Here is a 12,747-nt window from a genome sequence, read left to right as displayed (position 1 = left end):
GATTGGACGAGTTGCCTTCTAGCAGGCTGCATAAACGCAAGTAAATAATCGAAATTGCAGACTGGAGCTGCAATAATGCAGTCATGAACTGGGAAAATCTGAAATACCTCCTCGCGTTCTATCGCGCTGGGTCCCTGTCTTCCGCAGCGGACCGGTTGGGCGTTGATGCCACGACCGTATCCCGGCGCTTGACGGCGCTGCAAAAGGAAATTGGAACACAGTTGCTGGAAAGGTCCGCCAGCGGCTCTCTGGAATTGACCTCCGCCGGCCAGAAGGCGGTCACCTACGGCGAAACGCTGGAAACCTCCCTCAACGTGCTGACCTCTGAACTGACGGGAGCCGGGCTGGCCGAGGAGGGCATGGTCCGGATTTCGTCGGTGCCCGTGGTCAATACCAGGATCCTGATGCCGCAGGTCAGCCGCTTTTGCCGACGGCATCCCGGAATTGAGCTGCACCTGGCCTCCGAGATACGCAATGTCAGCCTGACACGGCGGGAAACCGACATGGCGATCCGCCTCGGCCGTCCCCGTGACGGCGGGCAGAACGTGACCGCGCGGCGGATTGCGGTTCTCGAGCACGCTGCCTACGGACCGGCAGGCGTCTGCGCCGAAGACCTGCCCTGGATCACGTATCACGAGAACATGAGCTTCCTGCCTCAGGCGCGCTGGATGGCCGATCATCTGAAAGGTGAGGGGGCTGCGATCGCCAGAATTCGTCCCAGTGACCTGGAGGGCGTGATTGAAGCGGTTGCGGCGGGCATCGGACGATCCATTATCCCGAAAAGGCTCGCCGGAACGGATCATCGCCTCCAGATGCTGGACGCGCCGAAGCCGGATCTGCAGCGGGAGGTCTGGCTGATGCAGCATGCCGATCAGGCCGGACTTGCCCGCATGCTGGCCGTCAGCCGATGGATCGAAGAGCTGTTTTCCTGAACGTTGCTTGAGCCGTGTGTGCAAGGCTGACGAGCAGTCTGCTCTGATACAAACCGTTACAGAAAATCCTGCCGGACCTAGTGGAACTTGACTAAGATGATCGCGGGACTGCGTACACATTCGCACAATTCAGGGAGCAACGTGATGAACGACATGACCCCGGTCCGCCGCAAGACGGCGAAGGACTTCCCCCAGGAACTGCTGGACCTCTACGATTACTATGCCCATGGCAAGATCACGAAACGCGAATTCCTGAACGGCGCGGCAAAGTTCGCCGTTGCGGGCGTGACGGCGGCCATGCTCCTCGATCAGCTGTCGCCTGACTACGCGCTTGCCCAGCAGGTCGAGCCTGATGATGCGTCCATAGAAACCCAGCGGATCACGTATCCGTCGCCGAACGGCCATGGCGAGGTGAATGCCTATCTGGTGAAACCCGCGGGCGCGACCGGAAAGCTGCCGGCAGTGCTGGTGATACACGAGAACCGCGGCCTCAACCCCTATATCGAGGACGTTGCCCGCCGGCTCGGCAAGGCCGGGTTCATGGCGATGGCCCCTGACGGCCTGACATCGGTCGGCGGCTATCCGGGCACAGACGACAAGGGGCGTGAACTGCAGCGCACCGTCGACAGGGAAAAGCTCCTGAACGACTTCTTCGCAGGCTTCGAGTATCTGCTCAACAGCGACGACAGCACGGGCAAGGTCGGCGCGGTCGGCTTCTGCTATGGCGGCGGTGTCGTCAACGCGATCGCGGTTGCCTATCCGGAACTGGCCGCCGGCGTGCCGTTCTACGGACGTCAGGCGGACGCGGCCGATGTCCCGAACATCCAGGCGCCGCTCATGCTGCAGTTTGCCGAATTGGATGAACGCATCAATGCCGGCTGGCCAGCCTACGAGGAAGCGCTCAAGGCGAACGGCAAGGACTACGTCGCCCACATGTATCCGGGCGTCAATCACGGGTTTCACAACGACACGACGCCGCGCTTCGACCCGGAGGCCGCCAAGCTTGCGGAAGAACGCACGGTTGCGTTCTTCAAGGAACACCTGATGTAGAATGGAAAGCGGGTGCGGGATAACTTATCCCGCACCCGCTTGCTTTCAAGGGTCTTTCCTCAGCATCAGGTGTCGAGGATCTCCGTCTCGTCGATCTTGATGTCGAACCCTTCCAGGCCGACATAGTGCCGCTCGCGCGAGGCCAGCAGGCGAATGGAACTGACACCGAGATCTTTCAGGATCTGCGCGCCGAGACCGACTTCCCGCCATTGTTCCTGCCTTGCCTGCGCGGACCCGTGTTCTTCCGTTTCGGCGGCTTCGAAGTCTGAGCGGGCACGGCGCGACTGGCGCGCGACCCCGACCGATCCTTCTCTCAGGAAAACGATGACGCCGCGCCCGCGCTCGGCGAAGTGCTTCATGATCATGTCAAGGGGACGTGCCTCGCCGAACACGTCGTCCAGGACCGATTCAAGCTGCAGCCGCACCGGCACGCTGCGTCCGTCCAGAATGTCTCCGTAGACGATGGCAAGGTGGTGCATCTGATCATAGGGCGTTGAATAGGTCATTGCGTAAGCAGGGCCTGCAATGGTGTCGACCGGTTGCTCATTCACACGCTCGACCATGCGTTCGGTGCGCTGGCGCCAGGCGATCAGGTCCGAGACCGACACCATCTTGAGATCGTGTTCGGACGCGAATTCCGCTACCTGTGTCCCCCGCTTGACGGTGCCGTCGTCATTGACGAGTTCGCTGATCACACCGACCTCTTCAAGGCCTGAAAGACGGCAGAGATCGACGGCTGCCTCCGTATGCCCGGAGCGCATCATCACGCCGCCTTCCTTGGCGACCAGCGGGAAGATGTGGCCGGGCCGGACAAAATCGTCGGCAGCGACATTCGGGTTTGCGAGCGCATGGACGGTCGCGCAACGTTCTTCTGCGGAAATGCCGGTCGTCAGCCCCTGCCGGTAGTCGACGGAGATGGTGAAAGCGGTCGCGAGCGGTGCGTCGTTTTCCGCAACCATAGGGTCGAGGCGCAGCCGGCGCGCATTGGCGACCGTCATCGGTGCGCAGATGATGCCGGAGGTGTGCCGGACCATGAAGGCCATCTGTTCGGAGGTGATCTTGGACGCCGCGACGATCAGGTCGCCTTCATTTTCGCGGTCGTCATCGTCGGTCACGACCACCATTTCTCCACGTTCGAACGCGCGGATTGCTTCTGCGACACGGGCCTGGGACACGGGATGCTCCTTGGTTGTGGACAGTCCGAGAAAATCATTGGGCGTGACGGCGCCATCGGTCGCAATGGCAATCTTGCGGGCCATCTCCCGCGACACCCAGACATTCGGATCGTTGCAAAGGGCCGATACAGACGCAGGCGACAAGTCGGCCCGGCGCGCGAATGCGCTCCGTCCTTCACCAGTCTGCAAAAGCCATTGATCGAGTCTCATCTTCACGCATATACGCGCGAACGAATTCAGTCACAAGACAAACTTGGAAGAATTTTCAGTGACACTGAAAGGTAGGTCTAGGCTACCTTGACGAATTCTGCCGCGCGCGACACGAAGGCAGGCACCATCCATCGCTCTTCCAGCCCCTGTTCCGCGCAAAGGCCCGTCAGGTCTTCCCTGAGATAGGATGTGTAGTAGGGCTCGTGGAAAAGCTGCGGGAACACCGACAGAAGACCGTCATAATCCGGCACGTCGCCGGTCTGCAGGCTGTCGACGAACAGGAACGACCCGCCCGGCTTCAGAACCCGGGAAATCTCGGCAATCACCTGGCGCCGGATCTTGGGCGGCAACTCGTGGAAGAGAAACACGCAGGAAACAACGTCGACCGAGGCATCGGCAAATGGCAGTTTCTCGGCCATGGCGGTGACATGGCTTGCGCGATGCGTTTTCAGCCTTTCCCGCGCAACGTTCAGATAAGGCTCCGAGAGGTCCAGCCCGATGCCCCGCAGTCTGGGAAAGGCCTTGAGGGCAGGGCGCAGCAGGCCACCGGTTCCGCAGGCAACGTCGGCATAGACGACTTTGCGCTGGTCCTTCTGCTTCAGGATGTGTGCGAAGGGAAGCAGCGCCTTGCGGCGCATCGCTGCCGTCGCGCCAGAGAACAGGACGTCAACCTGGAAATCGTAGAGCTTGGCACTGTCCTCGGTGAGCCAGCCATCCGTCTGGAAATGAAAATTCTGCCGGTAGTAGCGCGGCAGCGCTTCGGCAAACCCTGAAACTTCCTCGTTCACCTCCTGGTGAGCACCCGTCGCCCGCCGCCGCGCCACCTCGGGCACGTCCTTGAAAAATGCGCGGCTGGTGTCGAGCAGTTCGCGCGGCGAGAGCGTTCCGTCCGAGGGCATCGGATAAAGGCCATCCTCAACTGCTTTCAGGTCGTCGGCAAAAAGCTTGAAAATGTCCGCCAGCATCCGCCTCTGGCCGGGAACCGGGCCCTCCGGAACGACCTTCGGTGTCTCGGGAAGTTCTTTCTGTATGCGCTTGTTCATGCGGCGCATGGCTTCGGAGTGAAGCGTGTAGAGCGCAACACGGCTCCCCTGGTGCAATGCGTAACGGGTGCGCCGGGCAAGGCTCATGACGGGGGGAAGGCTGCGGCCGCCGCTGGACACGCGTTCATCGTCATTTGCCTTAGCCATGGATCACTCCCTGATCAGTACACCGACCACTTCAATATGGGGCGAATAAAGGAACTGGTCTACCGGTGTGACGCTTTGAAGCGTGTAACCGCCATCCAGGAGCAGACGTATGTCGCGTGCAAAGGTTGCCGGATTGCAGGAGACCGCAACGACTGTCCTGACCTTGGATTTCGCGAGAAGTTCGGCCTGCGCCTGTGCCCCGGCGCGCGGAGGGTCGAAGACGACCGCATCGAAGGGCTCCAGTTCTTCCAGCACCAGAGGCCGTCGGAACAGGTCGCGCCGTTCGTAACTGACCTTCTTCAGTCCACGCGGTTTTCGCAGAGCCTTGTCGAAGGCGGCGATCGCCGCTGCATCGCCCTCCACGGCGTGCACGTTGGCTTGCCGCGCAAGGCGCAGCGCAAAGGTGCCGGCCCCTGAAAAGAGATCCGCAACCGTCCGGGCCTTGCCGACGCCGTCAATCACAAGCTCCGAGAGTGCGGCCTCGGCCGCGAGCGTCGCCTGGGTGAAACCGCCCGGTGCCGCGGCAAGACCGATGCCGTCCATGTCCAGCATCGGCGGACGAACCTCCAGAAGAACCTCGCCGTTGATCGACAGCCGGGCAAGGTCCATCTCGATCGTCTTTTGCGACAGGGCCGGGATCTTGCGCTCATAGGCCTTGTCCGCCTTGTCGATCGCGACATCCAGCCCCGCCGTGGTGTTCAGCACCGTCAATCGGGCCTCCCCTTTCCGGGGCAGGATCTCCGACACCAGCGATTTCAAGCCGTCCAGCGCGTTGACGATGGCGGGGTCGAGGATCGGGCATTCCCTGATATCGACCAGCCTGTGGCTCGATTTTTCATGGTATCCGAGCAGTGTGTGCCGTCCCGCGCGCGTTGCCGCAAAGACGGCGCGGCGCCGTCCACCTGCGGTCGCGGCAACGGTGTCGGAAACGTCGGGTTCGATGCCGCGGTCGCGCAGCGCCTTTTCCACCAGCGCGCGTTTCCAGGCGAGATAAGGTGCCGGCGCTAGATGTTGAACGGTACAGCCGCCGCAGGTCTCGAAATGCCTGCAGACCGGCGTGATCCTGTCCGGTGAAAAGGACTTGAACATCGGGTTTCTGGCGCGGCCATCGGCGACCGATGCCGTGACGACCTCGCCCGGCAGGGCACCCGCGACGTAGACCGGGCCGGCATCCGTCTGCGCGATCCCGTCACCCCGGTGGCCGAGTTCGCTGATTGTCAGTTCTCTCTCACTCATGAGCGAGCGATACCGCCAACGCTTCCCGGGGGCAAGCTATGGCGCACGCCTAATTGAATGTCGTTGGTGAATTCTGGCTCAGCGGCCATTCCTGAACAGCCCCCGCGCCCGTGACAACCAGCTCCGGGACCTGAGCAGCACCTGCCAAGGAGGCCCGGCCCAGTGCAGAGGCGGCAACGAGAGGACGGCGGCATTTTGTTCAGCTTTCAGCTGTCACCCCGGACGCAGCGCAGCGGAGATCCGGGGCCTACTCATTTGCAGAAACACTGGTGTGATCTGTTGCGCTACCGCAGCCAATTCAGACCCTTCGGCAAGCTGATCGGCGAGTGGTCCCCGGCTCGAGGCCGAGGTGACATTGCGTGACGGTGTGGATTCGCTTCAAGCTCTCAACAAGCACCCAGCCCCGTCTCGGACCTGATCCGGAACCTGAGCCGCGCGTGGGCCACTGCCGTCAGATCAGCCCGCTTTCTTCCCATAAAGCAGCCACTCGGCATTGCCGTCTCCGCCCTTGACGGGTGAGGACACGAGGTCGCCCGCTTCCCAGTCCGGAACGGATGACAGCCACATCTGCAGTCCGCGCGCCGTCTCTTCGGCAATGTCGGGATCGACGAGGCCGCCCTTGCCGATCCTGTCCTTGCCCGCCTCGAATTGCGGTTTGACCAGAAAGATGCCTTCAGCACCTTCGGCGGCCAGCGCAAGCGCCGGGGGCAGGGCAAGCTTCAGCGAAATGAAGCTGACGTCGGACACGATGAGTTCCGGCGTGTCGCCGCCAAGGTGCGCGCTCGTGAGGTCACGCGCATTGACACCCTCCTGTGCGGTGACCCCCGGATGGGATGCGAGGCTTTCATGCAACTGGCCGTGGCCGACATCGATCGCATGAACCTTTGCTGCCCCATATTGAAGAAGCACCTGCGTGAAGCCGCCGGTGGACGCACCGATATCCAGGCAGATCCGCCCCGCCGGTTCGACCTTGAACCGTTCCAGTGCTTCCAGCAGCTTGAGCGCAGCACGCGAGACATAGGCCGAGGCAGGGTCGTTGACCTCGATCGAGACGCCTTCGGTCACTTTCTGCGCCGGTTTCTTGCACACCGTCCTGTCCATGAGCACGGTGCCGCGCAGAATCGCGTCACGTGCCCGGGCCCTGCTCGCGAACAGGCCGGTGTCGACGAGATGCTGGTCGAGGCGTTTGGAAGACATGGCCGGCCTTTCAGGCAGTGTCTGCACGAAAGAGATGAAGAGCGCGGTTCAGCCGAAACAGCTCGCGATCGCGGACAGCAGCCGGTCCGCATAGACCCGCTCTCCGGCATAGAGCCAAAGGACCACCGACAGCGCGACGAGGCCTGTCGCGCCGGCGGTCAATCCTATGTAGAGCGGCATGCGCATCGGATCGTGTCTGCGTCCTCTGGTCCTCAGCTGGAAGCCGGTGCGTTGGCAATCAGCCGGCGCAGCTTCTGCAGGGCCGTTTCCTCGGCCTCCGCATAAGCGATGGTCCCGACAAACTTGTTGTCCGAATTCATCAGATACACGGCGGCAGAATGGTCCATCGTATAGTCGCCGTCGTCAAGCGGAACCTTCTTGGCATACACCCGATAGGCCTTGATGACGGCATCGATCTGTTCACGTGACCCGGTCAGGGGCGCAATGCGCTTGTCGAAAGCCCAGACGTAGTCCCGCATCACATCGGGCGTATCGCGCTCGGGATCCACGGTCACGAACGCATAGTTCAGCTTTTCGGCATCAGGCCCGAGCGCCTCGATCCAGCCCTGCAGTTCGGAAAGGGTCGTCGGACAGACATCCGGGCAATAGGTGAAACCGAAGAACAGCACCAGCGGCTTGCCGGCGAAGGTCGCATCGGTAACCGTTTCTCCGTTGCCGTCGACAAGCTCAAACGGGCCGCCGATGGCGGCGAGGGGTTCGATCAGCGAGCCTGAATTCTCGTTTCCCACGGTCTGCTGATAAACGAGAAAGCCGGATGCGGCGGCAAGGACGGCAACCGCCGCCCAGGCCACATATCGGAAGAGTTTCAAACCGGACATGGCGTTTCCTCTTCTGGCAAAATCAGTTTTTGCTGTGGTTCTTGTGGTCGTGGCTGCCGTGATCGTGATCACCGTGGCCGTGTTTCATCGATTTCGCGCCCATCTTGGCAACGTCAAGTTCGATGGCGACGTCGCCCGCCTTTTCAAAGGTCAGCACGACGGGAACAGTCGTGCCTTCCGTAAACGGCTGGTTCAGTCCCATGAACATGATGTGCAGGCCCCCCGGCTTCAAGGTCACGGTTTCCCCTGCCGGTATCTCGATGCCGCCCTCCATCTCGCGCATCTTCATCACGCCGTCGGTGACCGCCATTTCATGGAGTTCGACGTTTTTGGCGACGTCCGAGGAGGCCGAGACAAGGCGGTCGTCTTCCGAGCCGGTATTGACGATCTCGACGAAACCACCGCCGGCCCTCGCTTTGGGCGGGGTTGCGCGTGTCCAGGTCTTGGACAGCGAGAGGTCGCCGGCACTGTAGTCGGCGGCGGTGGCAGATAGGGATGCAAGTGTAAGCGCCGTCGCTGCGGCGATCGAAGTCCAGAGTTTCATGACAGTTCCTTGGTATCTGAAGTTTTGAGACAGGGTCAGATCAAGGAGGATGGCGGCGCCCGGATTGCGGTGACGCGACCAGAAAGGGCGGTTCGCGTGTCACGGCCCGCTTCGGGAAAGGCCCCGTTCGCCGCAAGACCGTTCCCCGAAAGCGCGGCCGTGCCCGCCGGCACAGCCGGGGCAAGCGAGCATCCATGCACGCAGGCAGGTCCGCATTGGCAGACGGCCGGGTCATGGAACGCAAGTGAATGCTGTTCGCCCGAGGTTTGGCAGAGCTTCGTCAACCCCGTTGCCGCGGCGAATTCCGGAGCGAGCGCGCTGGCCAGGATGACAAGACACAGGCGCAGCGTGAACGCCAGCGTCGCCAGCGCCACCAGGGGGTGACGCTCACGCCTCAGCAGTTGAAGATTTTCACCACGCATGGCCATGACACGGCTATAGGGCCGTTCGGTTGGCGTGTCGAGGGGCGAAACCGCGCAGGCACATCCGCACTGGGTCAGGACCTGGTTTCGGGCGTTTTCGTAGGCGCGGCATCATCGGCATTTGTGCCGTATGCCGGCTTTGCCTTGTCTGCCTCTTCCGCTGTCTCGCCCGGCGCTGCGTCCACCTTTGCCTCAGCGTCTTTTGCGTCTCCGGACTCCTCGCTCTCGTCGGAGCCCGTGTCGAAATTGTAGATATCGTCCTCGTAGGCCGGAAACTCTTCCGGCGGAATGACGTATTCCTCGGCCTCCGCATCAAGCGGCTCGGGGGAAATGACCGAACCGACCTGGGCCGTGGCCGCGTATTCGAAGTCCGTCTTTTCGTCGTCGGTGAGCGCCTGCCGCGTAAGCACGCGGGTGAGAACGAAGGCCGCCATCGCAAGACTGACGGTGCCGATCATCACGTAGAGGCCGGACGGACCGATCTGTCCCATGACAAGCGAGGCGACCAGCGGGCCGATGATCGATCCGATGCCGAAGGAGAGCAGCATGCCCGAGGAGGTCTCGACAAAATCTTCAGGGGCCGCATGGTCGAAAGCGTGCGCCACGGCGATCGCGTAAAGCGGCTGGGTGAACATCCCGACCAGAACCGCGGTCATCGCCGCGATCGGAAACGCAGTCGGCGAGAAGAACACGATGGCAAGTGACGCCACTGTCGTTGCAACGCCGAGGCCGACGAGCACGAGACGGCGGTCTACGCGGTCGGAAAGACGTCCGACCGGCCATTGGGCGATCATGCCGCCGCCGATGATGGCCGCCGCATAGTAGGCGGACTGGTTCGTCGACAGCCCGATCTGCGATCCGTAGAGCGGCGAAAGTGTGAAAACCGCACCCTGGCAGATCCCGATCAGGAGAATCCCGACAAAGGCGGCCGGCGATGTCTGGTAGAGCCGTATCGGCCTGAAGCGCACCAGCGTGATCGGCGCCGGCTGCGTTGCCGTGGTCAGCGAAATCGGCATCACGGCAAGGCTCAGGGCCACGGAGGCAACCGCGAAGGGGACGAAGGATGCGATGCTCATGCTTGCGATCGAGACCTGTCCCAGGATCAGGGACCCGAAGACGATCACGATGTAGATCGACATGATGGTGCCGCGATTCTCGTTCGTCGCACTCTCGTTCAGCCAGCTTTCGACGATCATGTAGAACCCGGCAAGGCTGAAGCCCGAAACGACGCGGATGATGAACCAGGCGTAGGGGTCGATGATCACCGGGTGCAGGATGGCGGCCCCGGACATCAGCGAGACGAGCGCTGCAAAGGCACGGATATGGCCGGCGCGCATGATCAGCAGCGGCGCGGCAAGGCAGCCCAGCACAAGCCCGACGAAGTAGGCCGACGAGATTGCCCCGATCTCGAAGTCGGTAAAATAATAGCGGTCGGCCGCGAGCGGCAGCAGGGTCGTCTGGAGGCCGTGCCCGAAAATGAGCAACGCAACCGACAGCAAGAGTGCGGAGACGGAAAGGAGCGTCTGAGCCATGGTCGACCCCTGGAAATGGTGAAAAACAAAAGCGCCGGTCGGGGCCGACGCGATTGATCCTGATCACCAGCCTTTCCAGTAATGACGGCTCGTGTCAATCACGATTTCAGGCGTGCCGCATTTGCGGCCCGGGGTGTCGATTTTGCCGGATCCGGAACCCGGTCAGGCGCGTTGCGGGGCGCTCAGCATTTCCGTTCCGAGCGCGGTGAAAACCGCCTGCATGATGCCGTCGCAATTGAGACCGGCCCTTGCATACATGGCATCGGGCTTGTCCTGATCGATATAGGCATCCGGGAGTGCAAGCGTGCGGATCTTGAGCCCGTTATCCAGCAAACCTTCTTCGGCAAGCCGGCTAAGCACGTGGCTGCCGAAACCGCCTGCGGAGCCTTCCTCGATCGTCACGAGAACCTCGTGCTCGCGCGCAAGACGCCGGATCAGATCCATGTCCAGGGGTTTCGCGAACCGGGCATCGGCAACCGTGGTCGACAGGCCGGCGGCATCGAGTTCGTCGGCGGCTTTCAGGCACTCGTTCATGCGACCGCCGAAACTCAGCAGCGCGACCTTGGTCCCTTCGCGCCGGATCACGCCCTTGCCGATCTCCAGAACGCTGCCCCGTTCGGGCATGTCCAGCCCGACACCTTCGCCGCGCGGATAGCGGAAGGAGATCGGGCCTTCATCATAGGCGGCCGCAGTCGCCACCATGTGGCGCAGCTCCACTTCGTCGGCTGCCGCCATGACGACGAAACCCGGCAGGCATGACAGGAACGCGGTATCGAATGCGCCCGCATGCGTCGGACCGTCCGCCCCGACCAGGCCGGCCCGGTCGATCGGGAACCGCACGGGCAGGCCCTGGATCGCCACATCGTGGATCACCTGGTCGTACGCCCGCTGCAGGAATGTCGAGTAGATCGCGGCAAACGGCTTGTAGCCTTCGGTTGCAAGACCGGCGGCGAAGGTCACCGCGTGCTGTTCCGCGATGCCGACGTCGAAGGTGCGTTTGGGAAACGCTTCGCCGAATAGGTTTAGCCCGGTGCCGTCCGGCATGGCTGCCGTGATCGCGACGACCTTGTCGTCGTGTTCGGCTTCCTTGATCAACGAGGTGGCGAAGACATTGGTATAGCTTGGTGCATTCGCCTTCGGCTTTGACTGCTTGCCGGTGATGACGTCGAATTTGGCGACGCCGTGATACTTGTCCTTGGCGCCCTCTGCCGGCGCATATCCCTTGCCCTTCTGGGTCACCGCGTGAATGAGCACGGGGCCGTGATGGGTGTCGCGGACATTTTTCAGGATCGGCAGCAGGTGTTCCAGATTGTGTCCGTCGACGGGGCCGACATAGTAGAAGCCGAGTTCCTCGAACATGGTCCCGCCGGTCCAGAAGCCGCGCGCGTATTCTTCAGCGCGCGCCGCCTTTTCGAAGACCGGCTTCGGCAGGTTCTTGGCAATGTTCTTGGCGGCATCGCGCAGGGTCTGATAGGTCGGGCCGGAAACCAGCTTTGCCAGATAGGCCGACATGGCGCCGACCGGGGGCGCGATGGACATGTCGTTGTCATTCAGGATGACAATCAGGCGGGAGCCCAGATGCCCCGCGTTGTTCATGGCTTCATAGGCCATGCCGGCGGACATCGCCCCGTCGCCGATAACGGCGATGACATTGTTGTCGCCACCGTCGAGGTCTCTTGCGGCAGCCATCCCGAGGCCCGCGGAAATCGACGTCGATGAATGGGCGGCCCCGAACGGGTCGTAGCGGCTTTCGGCGCGCTTGGTGAAGCCGGACAGACCGTTGCCCTGCCTGAGAGTGCGGATCCGGTCGCGCCGCTCGGTCAGGATCTTGTGCGGATAGCACTGATGGCCGACGTCCCAGATGATCTTGTCGTCGGGCGTGTTGAAGACATAGTGAAGCGCAACCGTCAGCTCGACGACCCCGAGTCCGGCACCAAGATGACCACCGGTGATCGACACGGCATCGATGGTCTCCGATCTGAGTTCGTCAGCGAGCTGATTCAGATCGGTTTCATCCAGCGTGCGCAATTCCGCGGGGGAATTGATCTTGTCGAGAAGTGGGGTATCGGGTTTTGAAGACACTCTGCTGAAGGCTCCACGAAATGAAATCTGGCGGGCAGGCATACACCAACGGATTATAGGGCGCAAATGCTGCAGCAGTAATGCGCCAAATTGTTACGTCATCTCAACAGGAGATCTAGGGGTGATCGTGTCTCAATATTTTTGATTTGGGGTGCAGATCACGTGCAATTTTGGCAGTGTTGATCGTTTTTGAATTTCAGTCACCCTTTTGGGTGATGCATCTGCCGTTGATCTGGCCTAAGGAATTGGTGTGGTCGATGGGGCCACGTGCACAGTGATCAACTTGGGGTCGCATCTCGCGGCCCCTTTTTGTGGCTGCCGCACATTTGGCTCTGAGC

The 12,747-nt window shown here is 61.8% G+C and carries 12 protein-coding genes; 2 read left to right on the top strand and 10 right to left on the bottom strand.

All coding sequences use genetic code 11. The features are described 5' to 3' along the window. The first annotated feature begins 83 nt into the window (after window positions 1–83). Both ACO08A_RS03475 and yghX read left to right on the top strand, forming a co-directional pair. Window positions 84–932: a LysR family transcriptional regulator gene (locus tag ACO08A_RS03475; RefSeq protein ID WP_422039849.1), complete on the top strand. Its 849-nt coding sequence runs from the start codon at window positions 84–86 to the stop codon at window positions 930–932. 144 nt (window positions 933–1,076) lie between these two features. Further along, window positions 1,077–1,982, top strand: coding sequence for a YghX family hydrolase (gene yghX / locus ACO08A_RS03470; protein ID WP_422039848.1), 906 nt, complete (start codon window positions 1,077–1,079; stop codon window positions 1,980–1,982). 65 nt (window positions 1,983–2,047) lie between these two features. Here the strand turns inward: yghX and ribB are convergent, their stop codons facing one another. The 10 genes from ribB to dxs all read right to left on the bottom strand — a co-directional run bounded on the left by ribB (window position 2,048) and on the right by dxs (window position 12,451). Then, window positions 2,048–3,367, bottom strand: coding sequence for a 3,4-dihydroxy-2-butanone-4-phosphate synthase (gene ribB, locus ACO08A_RS03465; protein ID WP_422039847.1), 1,320 nt, complete (start codon window positions 3,365–3,367; stop codon window positions 2,048–2,050). Between the two features lie 77 nt (window positions 3,368–3,444). Next, window positions 3,445–4,557 (bottom strand): class I SAM-dependent methyltransferase, encoded by a 1,113-nt coding sequence (locus ACO08A_RS03460; RefSeq protein ID WP_422039846.1) that lies wholly within the window; start codon window positions 4,555–4,557, stop codon window positions 3,445–3,447. A gap of 3 nt (window positions 4,558–4,560) precedes the next feature. Continuing rightward, the gene (locus ACO08A_RS03455; protein WP_422039845.1) at window positions 4,561–5,793 is read right to left on the bottom strand and encodes a class I SAM-dependent RNA methyltransferase; all 1,233 of its coding nucleotides are present in this window, start codon (window positions 5,791–5,793) and stop codon (window positions 4,561–4,563) included. A gap of 456 nt (window positions 5,794–6,249) precedes the next feature. Beyond that, window positions 6,250–6,990, bottom strand: coding sequence for a TlyA family RNA methyltransferase (locus ACO08A_RS03450; protein ID WP_422039844.1), 741 nt, complete (start codon window positions 6,988–6,990; stop codon window positions 6,250–6,252). Between the two features lie 48 nt (window positions 6,991–7,038). Further along, window positions 7,039–7,170 (bottom strand): hypothetical protein, encoded by a 132-nt coding sequence (locus tag ACO08A_RS03445; protein ID WP_422039843.1) that lies wholly within the window; start codon window positions 7,168–7,170, stop codon window positions 7,039–7,041. Window positions 7,171–7,202: 32 nt separating this feature from the next. Next, window positions 7,203–7,829 (bottom strand): SCO family protein, encoded by a 627-nt coding sequence (locus ACO08A_RS03440; protein ID WP_422039842.1) that lies wholly within the window; start codon window positions 7,827–7,829, stop codon window positions 7,203–7,205. Between the two features lie 22 nt (window positions 7,830–7,851). Next, window positions 7,852–8,373: a copper chaperone PCu(A)C gene (locus tag ACO08A_RS03435; protein ID WP_422039841.1), complete on the bottom strand. Its 522-nt coding sequence runs from the start codon at window positions 8,371–8,373 to the stop codon at window positions 7,852–7,854. A gap of 35 nt (window positions 8,374–8,408) precedes the next feature. Further along, window positions 8,409–8,795, bottom strand: coding sequence for a hypothetical protein (locus tag ACO08A_RS03430; RefSeq protein ID WP_422039840.1), 387 nt, complete (start codon window positions 8,793–8,795; stop codon window positions 8,409–8,411). A gap of 74 nt (window positions 8,796–8,869) precedes the next feature. Further along, window positions 8,870–10,327: an MFS transporter gene (locus ACO08A_RS03425; RefSeq protein WP_422039839.1), complete on the bottom strand. Its 1,458-nt coding sequence runs from the start codon at window positions 10,325–10,327 to the stop codon at window positions 8,870–8,872. 162 nt (window positions 10,328–10,489) lie between these two features. Beyond that, window positions 10,490–12,451, bottom strand: coding sequence for a 1-deoxy-D-xylulose-5-phosphate synthase (gene dxs, locus ACO08A_RS03420; protein ID WP_422039838.1), 1,962 nt, complete (start codon window positions 12,449–12,451; stop codon window positions 10,490–10,492). Window positions 12,452–12,747: the final 296 nt, after the last annotated feature.

Source organism: Roseibium sp. (genome assembly GCF_965232425.1).
Lineage (GTDB): Bacteria > Pseudomonadota > Alphaproteobacteria > Rhizobiales > Stappiaceae > Roseibium.
This window is presented reverse-complemented; position numbering and strand designations above follow the sequence as displayed.